This window comes from Curtobacterium sp. MCLR17_058 (assembly GCF_003234705.2).
GTDB classification, from domain to species: Bacteria; Actinomycetota; Actinomycetes; order Actinomycetales; family Microbacteriaceae; genus Curtobacterium; species Curtobacterium flaccumfaciens.
Genome location: NZ_CP126262.1, coordinates 509,213 through 525,951, shown reverse-complemented (window position 1 = coordinate 525,951; position 16,739 = coordinate 509,213). Strand labels below are relative to the sequence as shown.

Genomic DNA, 16,739 nt, shown 5'->3' with positions numbered 1-16,739 from the left:
GCACTGTACGTCTGAAACCCACAAGAACGCAACCGTTCCGTCACGCAACCAACACGTCCACAGGTGCCGGTCGTGCGAGCGCTACCCCTTCACGGCACCCGCCGTCATCCCGCTGACCAGCCGGCGCTGCACGATGAGGAAGAACACCACGACCGGGATCGAGAACAGCACGCTCGCCGCCATCAGCCCACCGAAGTCCGTGCCCTTGTTCGTCGAGAACCCGGCGAGCCAGACCGGCAGCGTGTACATCCCCTGGTCCTTGAGCATCACGTACGCGATCAGGTAGTCGTTCCACGCCGCGATGAACGCGAACACGCTCGTGGCGATGACCCCGGGCATGACGAGTGGGAACAGCACGCTCCACAGGATCCGGAAGGTGCCGGCGCCGTCCACCTTCGCGGCCTCTTCGATCTCGACGGGTACGGCCACGAAGAAGCCGCGCATCACCCAGATCGAGAACGGCAGCACGCTCGCCACGTACGCCAGGATCAGCCCGACGTAGCTGTTCAGCAGCCCCAGGGTCTGGAACGACAGGAACAGCGGGATGAGCAGTGCGCCCGAGGGGATCATCTGCACGAACAGGATCGCGACCAGGATCGCCCGCCGACCCCGGAACCGGAACCGCGACAGTGCCGCCGACGCCAGGAACCCGACGACGATCGACAGCAGCACGGCCGCCACCACGACGATGGTGGAGTTCCGCAGGTAGACCAGGAAGCCCTCCTGCGTGAGCGCCCGTGTGAAGTTGTCGAGCGTCGGGTGCAGCGGCGCCCAGATCGGGGTCATCGTGGTGACCTCGTCGGCGGGCTTGAAGGCCGTGTTCACCATCCAGTAGATCGGGAACACCCAGACCAGGCAGAACACCACGGCGATGGTGTTCGCGACGATGCGCGGCTTGCGTTTGCGCACCCGCACGGGGCCCGGCGCGGATGCGCTGCCCGCACGCGGCGCCGTTCTCGAGACGGTCACAGGTCCTCCTCACCGCTGCGGACGAGCCGGCGGATGTAGTAGCTGGTGAGCACCCCGAGGATCAGGGTCGAGATCACGGCGATCGCCGCACCCTGCCCGTAGGCGTTGGACACGAACGACTGCACGAAGGTCCAGATGCCGAGGGTCAGCGTGGCCTCCTCCGGTCCGCCGCGGGTGAGCAGCCAGATCTGGTTGAAGACGTTGAAGTCCCAGATCACCGACAGGATCGACACGAGCAGCAGCGACGGCGCGAGTGCCGGCAGCGTGATCGCGCGGTACATCGTCCACACCGATGCCCCGTCGAGCGCACCGGCCTCGTAGTACTCCGGCGCGATCTGGGACTGCGCGGCGTACAGCGTCAGCGCCACGAACGGCACGGCCTGCCAGATGACGAGCGTCAGCACGATCGTGTACGCCTGCCCCGGATGCGAGGCCCAGTTGTCCTGCGTGTGGTCGCCGAACACCCGCAGCTGCGTGATGAGCCAGTTGAGCACGCCGTAGAACGGCTGGAAGAGCCACTGCCAGACCAGGCTCGAGGCCACGTTCGGCATCGCCCAGGCCAGCACGAGCACGACGCTGACGACCGTGCGCATCGCGACCCCGAGACGGGTGAGCAGCTGCGCCACCCCCATGCCGATGACGATCGTGCCGAGGACCATCGCGCCCGTCACGAGCACGGTGCGCAGGATGACCGGCCAGAACGACGCGTCGGTCAGGACGTCCGTGTAGTTCGTCAGCCCGGTGAACCCGGCCTGCCCGGTGAAGATCGCCCGCAGCCCGTAGTCCTGGAACGAGATGACGACGAGCCGGACGAGCGGGTAGACGACGAGGGCCAGGAGCAGCAGCGCCGCCGGGGCCAGCAGGACGAGCGGCGCCCGCGACCCGACCGGCGACCGACGACCCGTGCCCCGCCCGCCTCGACGGGAACCCCGCGACGGACCCTGAACCGGTCCGCCGGCCTGCCCGCCGGTGACCGGCGCGGGCTGCTCCGCGTCGGTCACCGGCTCCGCAGTGGACGTCATCGCCTACGGCTGCGCGTTCAGCGCGGTCGTGAGGTGCTTCGAGAAGCCCTCGGCGGCCTGCTCCGGCGACTTCCGACCGGTGGCGACGTCGGCGAACATCGACTGGAACGAGGCGTCGCCCTCGATGGTGGCCCAGCCCGGGGTGGCCGGGGTCGGTCGGCTCGTGCCGGCCGCCTCGAAGTACGGCTTGTGCAGCTCGTCGACGTCGCCGGCGACCGCGTCGAGCAGCTCGGTGGAGTTCGGCTCCCAGCCGTCGACCCCGAACACCTGGTCCTGCTGGAACTCCTTCGAGGTCAGGATCTTCAGGTAGTAGAGCGCGAGCTCCTGGTTCTTCGCCTTGGCCGGGATCCCCAGGTCGGAGCCGCCGAGGAACACCGGCTGCGTCTTCCCCGCCGTGGACGACGGCATCGGGAACGTGCCGATGCGGTCGGCGAGCTCCGGCTTCGCCGTGGTGATCGAGCCGATCTCCCAGGCGGACCCGAGGAACGCTGAGGTGTTGCCCTGCGCGAAGACGTCGCTCTGCGATGGCTTGTCGGTGTTGATGTCCTGCGTGGACTTCGCCGAGTACGCGTTCTGGAAGTCCTTCCAGGCGGTCAGCCCCTTCACCGCGTCCGCGGAGTCGAGCGTGCCGGTCCACTTGCCGCCCTTGTCCGTGGCGATCTCGCCGCCGGCGTCCCAGACCCACTGCAGCCCGCCGTACCAGTACTGCCCGGGCATGTAGAAGGCGGAGAAGTCACTGGCCGGGTTGGCGGCCTTGACCTTGTCGAGGTCGGCCGTGAGCTCGTCGTAGGTGGTCGGCACGTCGGTCACACCGGCGTCCTTCCAGACCTTCTTGTCGTAGACCACGGCGCGGTTGCCGGCGAACAGCGGCGCCCCGTAGAGCTTGCCGTCGACGGTGGCGGGGCCCTCGAGCCCGGTGAGCCAGGTCTGGCCGTCCTTGAGCTCGTCGCGGTACGGCGTCAGGTCGGTCAACCCGCCGGCTGCCGCGTAGACCGGCACCTGCGTGTTGCCGAGGTCGACGACGTCGGGGGCGTCGCTCTGCGCGAGCGCCGTGGTGAGCTTGGTGGTGATCCCGTCCCACTGCTGGGTCTGGATCTTCACCTTCGCCCCGGTGTCGGCGGTGAACTGCTTGCCGGCGGCGTCGAGCACCTTGTCGCTCAGGTCGCCGTTCATCATCCAGACGGTGATGGTCTTGCCCGTGCCATCGGGTGTGCCGATGGACTTCGTGCCGCCGTCGGAAGCGGCGTTGCTCCCGGCGGAGCACCCGGTGAGGGCGAGCGCGCCTGCGAGGGCGAGCGCACCGAGTGCGGCGAAACGCGTTCGTGTCACGATGACTCCCTTGGTCCGACCTTTATGAAAGGACGTTGCGTATTCGCAATAGAAGACCCTGCACGGCCCCTTGTCAACCGTTGGATCGGTCCCTGTGACCGCTTTCGATCCGCGTGTTTCCGGGGCATCACGGATGTCGAACAGATCGACGCAGATGCTTGACCAGGTGGTCATGACCAGGCATGATCTGCGACTCGCGTCCGGCGTGGGGAAGCGACCGCCTGGAGGCCCGGTGCCGGTCCGCCGGACCGGCACCGGGCCTCCCGTGCGCGCGCCCACCGCACGCGTCAGACGGCCGCCAGGGCGGACGTCGGCGGGATCCGCGCCGCGCGTGCCGCCGGGTAGAGCCCGGAGACCCCGCCGATCACGACCGTGGCGCCGAGTCCCCCGACGACGGCCCACACCGGCAGTGCGACCGGCCAGCCCTGCGTGACGGCGAAGACGACCGTCACCGCGACGCCGAGCACGACGCCGGCCAAGCCGCCCAGGAACGACAGCAGCAAGGACTCGACCAGGAACTGGTCGCGGATGCTCCGACGACGGGCCCCCAGCGCACGGCGGACGCCGACCTCGGCGCGGCGTTCCAGGACGGTGATCACCATCGTGTTCGCCACCCCGATGCCCCCGACGAGCAGGGCCACCCCGCCGATGCCGACCAGCAGCCCGGTGAAGGAGTCGTCCGTGGCGTCCTTCGCGGCCAGCGCGTCCGACGGCCGTGTCACGCCGACGTCCTGCGGTGCCCCGGGTCGGACAGCACCGGCGAGCAGGTCCCGCGACCGTTCGACGTGCGCCGGGTCGACGCGCGTGTAGACCGCGGTCGGGGCCCCGTCGAAGCCCAGCTGCCCGGCGAACCCGCGGGGCACGAACACCCGCGAGTCGAGGTCCTCGGCGAGCGCGACGGGGTCGAGCACCCCGACCACCTGCACCCACCGCCCGCCGATCCAGACCCGGCTGTCCGGATGCAGGTCCTCCATGCCGAGGACCGCGGCCGCCCGTGCGCCCAGCACGACCTGCGGCGGCGCCCCGGCGGCGTCGTCGATCCACCGCCCGGCTGCGAGCTGCCCGCCGAGGACCCGTGGCACGTCGCCCCACGCGGCGAGCACCCCGAGGCCCTTCGTCTCAGGAGCCGGCACGCGGTCGTTCCGGTACACGCCGGTGTCCGGCACGGTGCCGACGGCGGCGGCCGACTCGACGTCGTCCTGCCGCAGCACCGACTCGAGTGCGGTGGACGGCAACGGGACCGGTTCGCCGAGGCCCTGCGCCTGGGTGAGGGTGAGCACGTTCGTGCCGAGGGTGTCGAGCACCTGGTCGACCTTCGCCTTGCTCGACGACGAGATCCCGACGACCGCGAGCATCGCCGCGATGCCGATCGCGATGCCGAGCGCCGACAGCACGACACGTCCGGGCCGGGTCCGCAGCCCGAAGACGCCGAGGCGGAGCAGGTCGACCGCGCCCACGGACCGACGCCGGCTCATCGGGCGACCTCGTCGACGACCGGCGCGACCTCGGGCTCGATCATGCCGTCGCGCATCCGGACCTGCCGGGGCAGCGACGCCGCCAGGTCGAGGTCGTGCGTGATGACCACGACCGTCGTGCCCGCCGCGTTGAGCTCGCGCAGGAGCTCGACCACCGCGGCACCGGACGCCGTGTCGAGCGCACCCGTCGGTTCGTCGGCGAGCAGGATCGTCGGGTCGCCGACGACGGCCCGCGCGATGGCGACGCGTTGGCGCTCCCCGCCGGAGAGCTGGTGCGGTCGGTGGTCCACCCGGTGCGCCAGGCCCACTCGTCCCAAGGCCTCGACCGCCAGTCGGTGCCGCTCGCGCCGGGGCACGCCCTGGTAGAGCAGGCCGTCGGCGACGTTCTCGGTGGCGGTCGCGCCGGCCTGCAGGTGGAAGTGCTGGAAGACGAACCCGATGTGGTCAGCACGGAGTCCGGACAGGGCGTCGTCGGACATCGTCGCGACGTCGTTGCCGGCGATCGTCACCGTGCCGGACGTGGGACGGTCGAGGGTCCCGACGACGTTGAGCATCGTCGACTTGCCCGAGCCCGACGGGCCGACGACCGCGACGAGTTCGCCGGCGGTGACCTCGAGCGACACCCCGCGCAGGGCCCCGACGTCGCCGTAGGTCTTCGTGACGTCCCGGAGTGACAGGACGGAGTCCGGCGGCAGCACGGCGGCAGTGGGCCGCACGGCGGCGGATGGCAGCACGGCGGCGTTCATCCGGGCACCACCACGCGGTCGCCGGCGGCCAGGTCACCCGTGACCGCGATCCGTCCGTCCGCGCTGAAGCCGGGCTCGACCCGGACCCGCTCCGTCGTGCCGTCCCCCTGCACGACGTCGACGGCGTACCGGCCGCCGGCGCCCGCGACGAGTGCGGCGACCGGCACGGACAGGACGTCGCGCTCGGTGGTGCCCTTCGCGTCGACCTGCGCGGACGCTGCCGCGGGCAACGTGCGCTTCCCCGGGTTGAACGACACCGAGACGTCGACGGCCGTGCCGCCGTCCTCGCTCGTCGTCGGCTGCACGTCGACGACCGAACCGGGCATCGCCGCCCCGGCACCGTTCACCCGGACCTCGACGTCGGTGCCGACCGCGAGCCGCTCCGCGTCGCGCTGGGGAACGGTCGCCGTGACGACGCGCCGGGTGCTCGTGACCTGCAGCACGGCGGCCGCCGCACCCGCGCCGGCACCAGCGCCACCGGCCCCCGCCCCTGCGCCCGCTCCGCCGGCGATCCGTTCGCCGAGCCGACCGTCGACCGAGGCGACCCGGACCGCGCCGTCCACGAACGCGACGTCGTCCGCCGTCAGCACCCCCGTCATCTCATGTCCGCGGTCCTGCTGCCACTGCCGGACGGCTCGCGCGGTCCGTGGACCGAACCGGTCGTCCACGGACACGTCGTACCCGAGCGCGGCCAGGTTCTCGTTGAGCTGCCGCACGTCGGCGCCCTGCAGCCCACGCTGAAGGTCCCGCCAGAGCGGCACGGTGCCGTACATCGCACGGACGTCCCGCTCGTCGACGGCGTACAGGGCCCCGTCGCGTTCGATGACGTCACCCGCACGGGGCAGCCAGGTGATCGTGCCGGCGGCGGCACCGGGGACCCCCGTCGCCGCGCCGTACCCGAGCGTCCCGGCGAACACCTTCGAGTCGGTCAGGTCGCCGCGGGTGACCGTGGCGGTGGCTCCGGTCGACGCGGTCCCGCCGCGCGACCCGCTGCTGGCCGAGGCTCCCGGACCGCTCGGCACCGTGGCGAGGGCCCACGTCCCGGCCCCCGCGGCCACCGCCGCGACGAGGCACACCGACACGATCACCCGGCGACGGACGCGACGGTGGGTCACGACCCGGCTCCGCCCTGGACGGCCTCGAAGGCCGCGTCGGTGCAGGTGTGGGCGGCCTCGTCGAACGCCTCTTGGTCGTCGGGCTGGAACCGGTTCTGCGCCTCCTGGTCGTCCGGGAAGTCCGGGAACCCCTGCTCCCGCAGGCACTCCGCCGTCTTCCTCGCGATCTCCTCGCTGCCCGGCATCGGTTGCGCGGCCTGCGCGTCGCCGGCCGCTGCGGAGTCGTCGAGGCAGCCCTTGAGGTCCTCAAGGTACTGCTCGGGATCGACGCCGTCGGGTGCGCTGAGCTGCATCGACCCGCCACCCGTGCCGGGGTCGGGCATGTCGTAGCCGCGGTCGCGCATGCACTCGGCGAGGGCGACGCCGGGTGCCGCACCGCCGGACGCCGCAGTCCCGCCGGCGTCCGGTGACGCGTCCGGTGACGCGTCCGAGCAGCCGACCAGGAACAGGGGCAGCAGGACGACGGCCGCGGCCGCGCTCATCAGGGACCGGGTGCGCCGGGTGGTCGTCTTCGTGGTGTGGTTCATGCCTCCAGCACACCGGAACGGCTGTTTCGCCCCGCGTGCACGTCGGGTTGCACCGACGAAACACGGACCCGCACGAGCAGCCCGCCGATCGGCCGTGCGGTGATCGACAGCTGCCACCCGTGCGCGTGCACGATCGCGGCCACGATCGACAGCCCGAGACCGCTGTGCTGGCCGCGTGCGTCGTCCGTCCCGCCGCGGCGGAACGGTTCGACGAGCAGCTCCGCCTCGTCCGCCGCGACCACCGGCCCACCGTTCTCGACGACGAACCCGTCCGGCTCCGTGGTCACCAGGACGGTGCCGCCGGGTTCGTTGTACTCGACGGCGTTGCCGACCAGGTTGCCGAGCAGCTGCCGCAGCAGCGTCGGCTCCCCCGGGACGACCAGGCCGGGAGGCCCGGTGCGGCGCTCGTGGGTCAGCGTCACCCCCGCCTCGGCCGCGTCCCGGGCCGCTCCCGCGACGACCTCGGCGGTCACCTCGTCGAGGTCGACGGCGCGCGTCGCGCCCGCCAGGCCACGATCGGCCTCGGCGAGCACGAGCAACGACTCGACCAACCGCTCGGTGCGGCGGTTCTGCTCCAGCAGCTCCGCCCGGACCGCTCGGACCGCCGCGGGGTCGGCGTCGTCGTGCAGGCCGATCTGCACCGCCGCGCGCTGCACCGCCAGGGGCGTCCGGAGTTCGTGGGACGCCTGGGCGACGAACCGGCGCTGGCTCTCGAACGCGGTCTCCAGGCGGGCCAGCAGGTCGTCGACGGTGCGCGAGAGCCGCCGGAGCTCGTCGTCGGGACCGTCCAGCGCGATGCGCTCGTGCAGGTTCGACGCCGAGATGCGGTTCGTGGTCGCGGTGATCCGGTCGATGGGCCGGAGGACCCGGCGGCTGACGAGCCAACCGATGCCCCCGGCCGCGAGCCCGGCACCCGCGATCCCGATCGCGGACCACTGCCACTGCTGCACGGCCACGAGCCGGATCACCGCCACCGCACCGTCGTCGTCGGTTCCGTCGACCTCGATCGGCGCCGGAGCGGTCGTGGCGCCCTGCGATCCGGACGGCGGGCGCTGCACGGCCGCGGTGTCGAGGCCGGCACCGACACCGGCCAACGACATGGTGTTCGTGAAGACGACGACCCCGGTCGCCAGGGCCATGGCCGCGAGCGCGAACGTCAGGGCCGTCCGGGTCCGGATGCTCCAGCCCCGGCCCCACCGGCTCACAGCGCGTAGCCCTGGCCGGGCACCGTGCGGATCGGGTCCGGGTCCCCGAGCTTCCGGCGGAGCTTCGACATCGTCACGCGGACCGCGGCGGTGAACGGGTCGGTGTTCACGTCCCAGACCTTCTCGAGCAGGTGCTCGGCGGAGACGATCCTGCCGTCCGCGCGGAGGAGGGTCTCGAGCACCCCGAGTTCCTTCGAGGTCAGGTCGAGCGGCCGCCCGTCGCGCGTGGCCATCCGCCGGTTCGTGTCGACGACGAACCCCGCACGCTCGAGCACCGGGGCGACGGGTGCGACGCTCCGCCGACCGAGCGCGCGGACCCGGGCGACGAGTTCCGGGTACTCGAACGGCTTGGTCAGGTAGTCGTCGGCACCGAGCTCGAGCCCGTGCACACGGTCGCTCAACGTCGTCGCGGCGGTGAGCAGGAGGATCCGTGTGAGCGCGCCGCGCGCGGTGAGCCGCCGTGCGACCTCGTCGCCGTGCAGCCCGGGGACGTCACGGTCCAGCACGACGACGTCGTAGTCGTGCACCGCCAGCAGCTCGTCGGCGTCGTCGCCGCGGTAGGCGACATCCACCGCCATGTCCTGCCGGGTCAGGCCCGTCGCGACCAGGTCGGCGAGGGCCCGTTCGTCGTCCACCACGAGTACGCGCATCGATACATTACACGTGACGTACCTTTGCCGGACCTGGGAAGCGGATCAGGCGTCGAACGGCACCTCACCGTGGTCACTGACGCCGGCACGCTGCCGGTAGGACAGGTGTCCGCCGAGGTACCCGCCGACACTGACGACGGCGAGACCCGCGAAGCCGAGCAGCTTGCCGGCACCGTGGTTGCCGCGCTTCCGCTGCAGCCACGACAGGCCGTACAGCGACAGGCCGGTCCAGTTCACGGCCTGGTGCACCCATCCGGTCCGGAGCTGCTCGCGGTTCAGCTCGGACCAGTCGACGTAGCCGGCGACCGAGGCGCTGCTCGCCGAGACCACCCCGACGCCGACCAGGGTCTTGGCGGCCTTCGCGTTGCCCTTCCCGCCGACCAGGTCGAGCACCGCGGCGGAGATCCAGGCACCGAGCGGCACCTGCACCATGAGCGGGTGGATCGGGTGGCCGAACGGCACACCGTGCAGCAGCTGGCGCAGCGCCTTCGGCTTGGCGAGGGCGTTCACGACGGCACGGTCGATGTCGACGACCTTGTCGAGCACGCTCGCGTGCTCGACGGCGTCGGTGAGGCGACGGATCGCGCGGATCTCAGGCATGCCGTGGACGGTAGACGACCGGCCCGCCACCGGTCCCAGGAACCGGTGACGGGCCTCCTGTCCGTCGTGGTGGGCTACTCCTCGACGATCTCGGCCAGCTCGAAGGGCTCGACGGTCAGGCCGTCGCCGTCCGCGGCGACGTCCACCCGGACGGTGTCGCCGTCACGGACGTCACCCGACAGGATGGCGCGTGCCAACCGGTCGTCGATCTGCCGCTGCATCAGGCGACGCAGGGGCCGCGCGCCGTACAGCGGGTCGTACCCGCGCTCCGCGAGCCAGCCGCGCGCCTCCGGGGTGACGGCGAGCTCGAGTCGGCGGTCGGTCAGGCGACGAGCCAGCCGGTCGACGTAGAGCGACACGATCTGCCCGAGGTCGTCGGCCGTCAGGGCCTGGAACACCACGATGTCGTCGAGCCGGTTGATGAACTCCGGCCGGAACGCCTGCTGCACGAGTTCACGGACCGCCTCTTCCCGCTGCGCGTCGCTCAGGGACAGGTCCGTCATGAACTGCGACCCCAGGTTCGACGTCAGCACGAGGATCGTGTTCCGGAAGTCGACGGTGCGCCCCTGGCCGTCGGTCAGTCGCCCGTCGTCGAGCACCTGCAGCAGCACGTCGAACACCTCGGGGTGGGCCTTCTCGATCTCGTCGAGCAGGATCACCGAGTACGGACGGCGGCGGACCGCCTCGGTGAGCTGTCCACCGGCCTCGTACCCGACGTACCCGGGCGGGGCACCGATCAGGCGGGCCACGGAGTGCTTCTCGCCGTACTCGCTCATGTCGATGCGGACGAGGGCCTTCTCGTCGTCGAACAGGAACTCGGCGAGCGCCTTGGCCAGCTCGGTCTTGCCGACACCCGTCGGGCCGAGGAACAGGAACGAACCGGTCGGGCGGTCCGGGTCGGAGATGCCGGCGCGGGTGCGACGGACGGCGTCGGACACGGTGGTCACGGCGGTGCGCTGCCCGATGATCCGGCGGCCGAGCTCGCTCTCCAGGTGCAGGAGCTTCTCGGTCTCGCCCTGCAGCAGCCGGCCGAGCGGGATGCCCGTCCACTGCGCGATGACGGCGGCGATGTCCTCGTCGGTGACGCTGTCGTTCACCATCCGGTCGGCGCTCTCGGCCTGTTCGGCGGCGGCGAGCTCGGCCTCGATTCGGGGCTTCTCGCCGTACTCCAGGCGGGAGACGAGTTCGTAGTCGGCCTCGCGCTGGGCTCGCTGCGACCGCATGTTCAGGTCGTCGAGCTGCTGCTTGAGCTCACCGATCCGGTTCAGGCTCGCGCGCTCGGCCTGCCAGCGCTGCTCGAGCTCGGCCAGCCGTTCCTCGCGGGTCCGCAGCTCGTTGCGCAGGGTCTCGAGCCGGGCCTTCGAGGCGTCGTCCTTCTCCTGCTTGAGCGCGAACTCCTCGACACGCAGACGGTCGACGTTCCGCTTCAGCTCGTCGATCTCGACCGGGCTGGAGTCGATCTCCATGCGGAGTCGGCTCGCGGCCTCGTCGATCAGGTCGATGGCCTTGTCGGGCAGCTGCCGGCCGGAGATGTACCGGTTCGACAGGCTCGCGGCCGCGACCAGTGCGGAGTCGTTGATCGTCACCTTGTGGTGCGCCTCGTAGCGCTCCTTGAGCCCGCGGAGGATCGCCACGGCGTCCTCGACGCTGGGCTCACCCACGTAGACCTGCTGGAAGCGTCGTTCGAGCGCGGCGTCCTTCTCGATGTACTCGCGGTACTCGTCGAGGGTCGTCGCGCCGATGAGCCGGAGCTCCCCGCGGGCGAGCATCGGCTTGAGCATGTTCGACGCCGCGACGGAGCCCTCGCCGCCGCCGGCACCCATCAGGGTGTGCAGCTCGTCGATGAACGTGATGACCTGCCCGTCGGAGTCGTTGATCTCCTTGAGCACGGCCTTGAGCCGCTCCTCGAACTCGCCGCGGTACTTGGCGCCGGCGATGAGGGCGGAGATGTCGAGCGAGATGAGCCGCTTGTCCTTGAGGGAGTCGGCGACGTCGCCGGCGACGATGCGCTGCGCGAGCCCCTCGACGACGGCGGTCTTGCCGACGCCGGGCTCGCCGATGAGCACGGGGTTGTTCTTGGTGCGGCGCGTCAGCACCTGGGAGACGCGCCGGATCTCGGAGTCGCGGCCGATCACGGGGTCGAGCTTGCCGCTGCGGGCGATCGCCGTGAGGTCGATGCCGTACTGCTCGAGGGCGGTCTTCTGTCGTTCTTGCGAGTCAGGAGCGCCCTGGAGGTTCGCCATGCGTTCCGTCCTTTCGTTGCGGTGGTCCTGGAGTTGAGTCTACTCCACTCAACTTACGTGCGCTCCGGGACATTCCGGATCCCGACGGCGCAGACGACGGCACCGGCCGCCAGCAGGAGCGCCATCACCACCATGGCCCGGTGCAGCCCGTCGACGCTCACCTCGCCGCCGAGCACCACGCCGGCCAGTGCCACCGTGACGAGTCCGGCGATCCGCGCGACCGCGTTGTTCACGGCCGAACCGGACCCGGCCTCGGACTGCGGCACCGATCCGAGCACCGCACTGGTCAGGGGCGTGACCATCAGGGCGATGCCCACGCCGATCAGCACCAGGCCCGGGAACACCGACCACCAGTACCCGGTCGGGTCGTCGCCGGCGAGCAGCAGCAGGAGCGCCCCGACCGCGCCCACCGCCGGCCCCGCGGCCATGAACCACCGCGGGCCGTACCGACCGGCGAAGGACCCGACGGCGGTGGACAGCGCGAGCAGCATGATCGTCGGCGGCAGCGTCGCGAGGCCGGCGAGCCAGGCCGGGAACCGCCAGACCTCCTGCAGGAACAGGGTGACGACGAAGAACACCATGCCGAGCGCCCCGTAGATGGACAGCGTCGCGAGGTTGCCGACCGTGAAGTTCCGCGCCCGGAACAGCTCGAGCGGCACGAGCGGCGAACCCGTGGCCCGCGTCACCCGGAGCTCCCACGGCACGAACGCCACGAGTGCGGCGGCGCCGAGCACGAGCGCGCCGACCACCACGGGCGCACCCCACCCCAACCGCTCCTGCTCGATGAGCCCGAGCACGACACCGCCGACACCCACCACGGCGAGCACGGCCCCGACGACGTCGATGCGCGGGCGGACAGCGGGGTGCACGTCGCCGGTGATGCGCAGGACCAGCGGGATCGTCACGGCGATCGGCACCGCGGTGAGCACGAAGACCCACCGCCACCCGATGCCGTCCACCACCAGCCCGCCGACCACGGGGCCGAGGATCGTGGCCGCGCTCGACCACGCCGTCCACGTGCCGATGGCCTTCGCCTGCGCCGCTCCACGGAACGCCGCGACGATGAGGGCGAGCGCGCTCGGCATGACGAGCGCCCCGCCGACGCCCTGCAGCGCCCGGGCGACGATGAGCACCTCGCCGGTCGGGGCAATCGCGCACACCACGGACGCGATGCCGAAGACCACGAGCCCCCACGTGATGATCCGGACGCGGCCGAACAGGTCGGACAGGCTGCCGGCGACCAGGATGAGCGAGCCGAGGGTGACCAGGTACGCGTCGACGACCCACTGCTGCACGACGAGTCCGCCGCCGAGCTCCTGCCGGATCGCGGGGAGTGCGACGTTCACGACGCTCGAGTCGAGCCCGACGACGAACGACGCCAGGATCGCCACCACCAGCACGATCCGCCGGTCGTCCCGGAGCGGCGCGACGCCGTGCGGCACGGGGGCCGGAACAGGAACGGGAGCGGTCATGTGCTCATCCTGCGGCACCGGGTACCCCGCGGTCGATCCCGCACGACGAAGCCCCCGCGACCGGTGTGGTCGCGGGGGCTGCCGACGGGACGGGGCTGGGTGTCCTAACGCCGGGAGTCGGTGTTCGGCTGCGCGGTCGGCCCCGGGTTCAGGACCGGACCGGCGGCGGGCTCGGCGGGGACGTTCTGGACGGTGCTGTTCTGCACCGTGCCGTCCGGAGCCGTGCCGTTGGCCTGCGCCTTCTTCTCGTCGTCGGACATCTCCTTCTTGAAGATGTTGATCGACTGGCCGAGGCCCTTGGCGAGGGCCGGGAGCTTGGTCGCGCCGAACAGCAGGATGACGATCCCGAGGATGATCAGCAGGTGAAGGCCGGTCAGGTTACCAATCATCATGACTCCTTGATCTGGAACTGGTCGCCGTCCGCTGATCGTCGTCGATCACCGCGGCGGAAGTCCGTGTCCCCCCATGGTAACTCCCCCGCCCCTGGATGCCCAGGCCGGTCCTCGGAACGGACACCGTTCGCCCAGGGAAGCGCTCCGGTCACCGCAGGACGCCGTCGATGCTCCACAGCACGGGCGCCTCGCGGAGCGCCGGGATGTCGGCCTCGGTCACGCCGCCGAGCCGGAACACCACCCGCTCGCCGGGCAGCAGCGTCATGAACCCGCGGTCGACCGTGCCGTCGGCCGCGACCCGGTCCGGCTGCACCAGCAGGTCGCGGACGAGCGAGTCGGCCTCGACGGTCATGTCCAGGCCACCGTCGACCACCGCGAACGAGGTCCGGTAGCGCGCGGGCTCCCACCGCATCGCGGCGTCGGGACCGGGGGTCCAGACCGCGCGGCGCCAGTCCATGTCCGCGATGATGAGCTCGTTGGCCGGGTCGTCGACGACACCGACCGACTCGGGCAGGGCGACGACCGCGACGCCGGCCGACGACAGCCGGACCGGCAACGATGCCTCGGCCAGGATCGTGCCGGCAGTGGTGATCCGGCGCACCCGCACCACGCTGTCGTGCCCGGTGCGGGTCGACCGGACGGCCACCTCGACGGGCGAGGACCCGAACGCACCGGGTGAGACGCCCAGCGAGAGCGTGTCCGCGAGCTCGCCCAGGTCGGCCGTCTCGCCGACCGCAGGCGACGCACCCGGGTGATCCGGGCCTCCAGTCCGCTCCGCACCCGACGGTCCCGACGCACCCGACGCGGCGACCGCGACCGACGCACCAGCGGTACCGGCCGCACCCGGCGTCACCGCCACCGACGACACCGGACGGATCGTCAGCAGCACGTCGTCGTACAGGCGGCGCAGCTCGTGCGCCAGCGGCTTCAGGCGCCCCGCAGAGTCGATCGCCGACCACGACGACACCGGCCACAGGTCGTTCAACTGCCACACCACCACGCCGGTGTTGCGCGGCCAGTGCGTGCGCCAGTGCTCGATGCCGGTCGCGATCGCCCGCGCCTGCTGCAGCTGCGTCAGGTAGTGCCACGCGTCGAACGCGGCCGGGTCGACCGCGCCGAAGCGCGGCTCCAGCCCGCGGGCCAGCTTGGCCATCCCGTCCGCCGCCTTCTGGTGGTGGACCACACCGGGCGAGTCGACCCGCAGCGGCGCGTCCGTGACCGCCTCGCGCAGCGTGCGCCAGGCGGGCGGCGCCTGCCAACCGAACTCCGACACGAAGCGCGGCACCGACTCGCGGTAGGCGGTGTCGGGCAGCCGGTTCCAGACGTCCCACGAGTGGTGCGTCTCGTGGTCGACCTCGTTCGCGGGCAGCGACTCGGAGCCGGACCACGGCGACGCGACCGTGTAGAAGCGCGACGGGTCGACCGCGTCGACGATCGTCGGCAGCAGGTCGAGGTAGTAGTCGAGTCCCCAGCCCCGATCGCCCAGCTCCGCGCCCCAGCCGTCGGCGTCGTGCAGCCAGATGTTCTCGTTGTTGCCGTTCCAGACCACCAGCGAGGGGTGGCGGGCGAGCCGGGCGACGTTGTCGCGTGCCTCGGCGATGACCTCGCTGCGGATGGGCTCGACCTCGGGGTAGGCCGAGCACGCGAACGGGAAGTCCTGCCAGACGAGCAGACCGAGTTCGTCGCAGACCTCGTAGAAGTCGCGCGATTCGTACACTCCGCCGCCCCAGACGCGCACGAGGTTCGTGCCGAGCGAGGCCGCGGCACCCAGCCGGGACGCCAGTCGGACGCGGTCGACGCGCGAGACGATGACGTCGTCGGGGATCCAGTTGACGCCCCGGACGTCGATGAGCGTGCCGTTGACGTGCACGGCGAAGGGGCGGCCGATGCCGTCGACCTGGGTCTCGATGCGGGTGGACCGGAACCCGGTGCGGAACGTGTCGCGGTCGAGCACCTCGCCGTCGACGGTCTGCAGCTCGACCACGACGTCGTACTGCGGCTGCGCGCCGTAGCCGCGCGGCCACCAGCGCCGCGCCTCGGGGACGCGCACGGTGACGACGGTCTCGTCGTCCTTCGGGGTCAGTTGCGCGCGGGACCGCTGGCGTGTGGTGCCGCCGTCCTCGGTCTCGCCGCTGACGGTGACGACGAGCACGAGGTCGTCGTCCTCGCCGTCCTGGTCCAGGTCGTTCATGCCGGAGCGCTCGACGGTGATGTGCGCGTCGAGCACCCCCTCGCCGGCTTCGACGTCCACGAGCGGGCGGACCTCGCGCAGGCGCGCGGTCGACCAGCGCTCGATCGCGACCGGCCGCCAGGGGCCGCTCGTGACCGCCGTCAGACCCCAGTCCCAGCCGAAGTTCGACGCCATCTTGCGGACGTACGGGAACGGCTCGTCGTACGGACCCGGCATGCTGCCGGCCTTCGCGGCGACCCGGCCGGCCTCGCGGTAGGGCGACTCGAACAGGATCTCGAGGTCCTTCGTGGTGCCGCCGGACCCCGTCTGCACGCGGGCGTCGAACCGGTACCGGCGGTGCATGTTGCGGGTCGTGCCCACGACGACGCCGTCCAGGCTGAGTTCCGAGACCGTGTCGAGACCGTCACAGACGAGGTCGACGCGCTCGTGGCCCCGCGGGTCGACGTCGACCGTGCGGCGGTAGGCCCAGTCGGCGCGGCCGACCCACTTCGCGGCCTGCTCGTTCAGGTGGAACGTCGGGTCCAGCAGCAGGCCCTCCCGCTCCAGGTCGGTGTGAACCTGGCCCGGCACCGTCGCCGGGATGGTGCGGCCCGCGACGCCGTCCGGCGCACCGGTTCCTCCGGCCATCGTCACGGTCCAGTCGTCGCGGAGTTCCTCGCGTTCGAGGGTCATGCGGGTCCTTCTCTTCGGCGGCAGGGTGTCCGTCAGCCTCGGTCGGGGACGCCGACCGGCGGTCCGACCCGCGGCCGGTTCCCACGGCCTGGAGGCTCGGCACCGGTTGCCCGGGCGTCGTCACGTCGCGC

14 protein-coding genes are annotated in these 16,739 nt (G+C 71.7%); all 14 read right to left on the bottom strand.

Annotated features, from left to right (window positions below; all coding sequences use genetic code 11):
* Positions 1-81: 81 nt before the first annotated feature.
* Positions 82-969: a carbohydrate ABC transporter permease gene (locus DEJ11_RS02580; protein WP_241660478.1), complete on the bottom strand. Its 888-nt coding sequence runs from the start codon at positions 967-969 to the stop codon at positions 82-84.
* Entirely contained in the window at positions 966-1,991 is a 1,026-nt protein-coding gene (locus tag DEJ11_RS02575) for a carbohydrate ABC transporter permease (protein ID WP_111104120.1), read from the bottom strand. The genes DEJ11_RS02580 and DEJ11_RS02575 overlap by 4 nt, the downstream gene beginning before the upstream one ends.
* A gap of 3 nt (positions 1,992-1,994) precedes the next feature.
* Complete coding sequence (locus DEJ11_RS02570) at positions 1,995-3,320, bottom strand: sugar ABC transporter substrate-binding protein (protein ID WP_220038334.1); 1,326 nt, start codon at positions 3,318-3,320, stop codon at positions 1,995-1,997.
* A gap of 287 nt (positions 3,321-3,607) precedes the next feature.
* Complete coding sequence (locus tag DEJ11_RS02565) at positions 3,608-4,795, bottom strand: ABC transporter permease (RefSeq protein WP_181438917.1); 1,188 nt, start codon at positions 4,793-4,795, stop codon at positions 3,608-3,610.
* Entirely contained in the window at positions 4,792-5,529 is a 738-nt protein-coding gene (locus DEJ11_RS02560; protein WP_258375461.1) for an ABC transporter ATP-binding protein, read from the bottom strand. The genes DEJ11_RS02565 and DEJ11_RS02560 overlap by 4 nt, the downstream gene beginning before the upstream one ends.
* An 8-nt stretch (positions 5,530-5,537) precedes the next feature.
* Positions 5,538-6,656, bottom strand: coding sequence for a peptidoglycan-binding protein (locus DEJ11_RS02555; RefSeq protein WP_111104117.1), 1,119 nt, complete (start codon positions 6,654-6,656; stop codon positions 5,538-5,540).
* Positions 6,653-7,183 carry a hypothetical protein gene (locus DEJ11_RS02550; protein WP_111104116.1) on the bottom strand — a complete coding sequence of 177 codons (531 nt, stop codon included), beginning with the start codon at positions 7,181-7,183 and terminating at the stop codon, positions 6,653-6,655. Before DEJ11_RS02550 ends, DEJ11_RS02555 begins: the two co-directional genes overlap by 4 nt.
* Positions 7,180-8,388 carry a sensor histidine kinase gene (locus DEJ11_RS02545; protein ID WP_111104114.1) on the bottom strand — a complete coding sequence of 403 codons (1,209 nt, stop codon included), beginning with the start codon at positions 8,386-8,388 and terminating at the stop codon, positions 7,180-7,182. The genes DEJ11_RS02550 and DEJ11_RS02545 overlap by 4 nt, the downstream gene beginning before the upstream one ends.
* Positions 8,385-9,038, bottom strand: a complete 654-nt coding sequence (locus DEJ11_RS02540; protein ID WP_111029730.1) for a response regulator transcription factor — start codon at positions 9,036-9,038, stop codon at positions 8,385-8,387. The genes DEJ11_RS02545 and DEJ11_RS02540 overlap by 4 nt, the downstream gene beginning before the upstream one ends.
* A 45-nt stretch (positions 9,039-9,083) precedes the next feature.
* On the bottom strand, positions 9,084-9,638 hold the full coding sequence (locus DEJ11_RS02535) for a DUF2231 domain-containing protein (protein ID WP_111104112.1): 555 nt from the start codon (positions 9,636-9,638) through the stop codon (positions 9,084-9,086).
* A 74-nt stretch (positions 9,639-9,712) separates the two neighbouring features.
* Positions 9,713-11,881, bottom strand: coding sequence for an ATP-dependent Clp protease ATP-binding subunit (locus tag DEJ11_RS02530; protein ID WP_111104110.1), 2,169 nt, complete (start codon positions 11,879-11,881; stop codon positions 9,713-9,715).
* Positions 11,882-11,934: 53 nt separating this feature from the next.
* Positions 11,935-13,353, bottom strand: a complete 1,419-nt coding sequence (locus DEJ11_RS02525) for an MFS transporter (protein WP_111104107.1) — start codon at positions 13,351-13,353, stop codon at positions 11,935-11,937.
* A gap of 104 nt (positions 13,354-13,457) precedes the next feature.
* Positions 13,458-13,742, bottom strand: coding sequence for a twin-arginine translocase TatA/TatE family subunit (gene tatA / locus DEJ11_RS02520; protein ID WP_111029830.1), 285 nt, complete (start codon positions 13,740-13,742; stop codon positions 13,458-13,460).
* A 151-nt stretch (positions 13,743-13,893) separates the two neighbouring features.
* Complete coding sequence (locus tag DEJ11_RS02515; RefSeq protein WP_111104105.1) at positions 13,894-16,608, bottom strand: glycoside hydrolase family 2 protein; 2,715 nt, start codon at positions 16,606-16,608, stop codon at positions 13,894-13,896.
* Between the last annotated feature and the right edge of the window lie 131 nt (positions 16,609-16,739).

Bases quoted from the DNA above. Each gene is read 5' to 3' on its own strand.
- DEJ11_RS02575 (WP_111104120.1), bottom strand. From the start codon at position 1,991: ATGACGTCCACTGCGGAGCCGGTGACCGACGCGGAGCAGCCCGCGCCG.
- DEJ11_RS02565 (WP_181438917.1), bottom strand. From the start codon at position 4,795: ATGAGCCGGCGTCGGTCCGTGGGCGCGGTCGACCTGCTCCGCCTCGGC.
- DEJ11_RS02550 (WP_111104116.1), bottom strand. From the start codon at position 7,183: ATGAACCACACCACGAAGACGACCACCCGGCGCACCCGGTCCCTGATG.
- DEJ11_RS02540 (WP_111029730.1), bottom strand. From the start codon at position 9,038: ATGCGCGTACTCGTGGTGGACGACGAACGGGCCCTCGCCGACCTGGTC.
- DEJ11_RS02535 (WP_111104112.1), bottom strand. From the start codon at position 9,638: ATGCCTGAGATCCGCGCGATCCGTCGCCTCACCGACGCCGTCGAGCAC.
- DEJ11_RS02530 (WP_111104110.1), bottom strand. From the start codon at position 11,881: ATGGCGAACCTCCAGGGCGCTCCTGACTCGCAAGAACGACAGAAGACC.
- DEJ11_RS02525 (WP_111104107.1), bottom strand. From the start codon at position 13,353: ATGACCGCTCCCGTTCCTGTTCCGGCCCCCGTGCCGCACGGCGTCGCG.
- tatA (WP_111029830.1), bottom strand. From the start codon at position 13,742: ATGATTGGTAACCTGACCGGCCTTCACCTGCTGATCATCCTCGGGATC.
- DEJ11_RS02515 (WP_111104105.1), bottom strand. From the start codon at position 16,608: ATGACCCTCGAACGCGAGGAACTCCGCGACGACTGGACCGTGACGATG.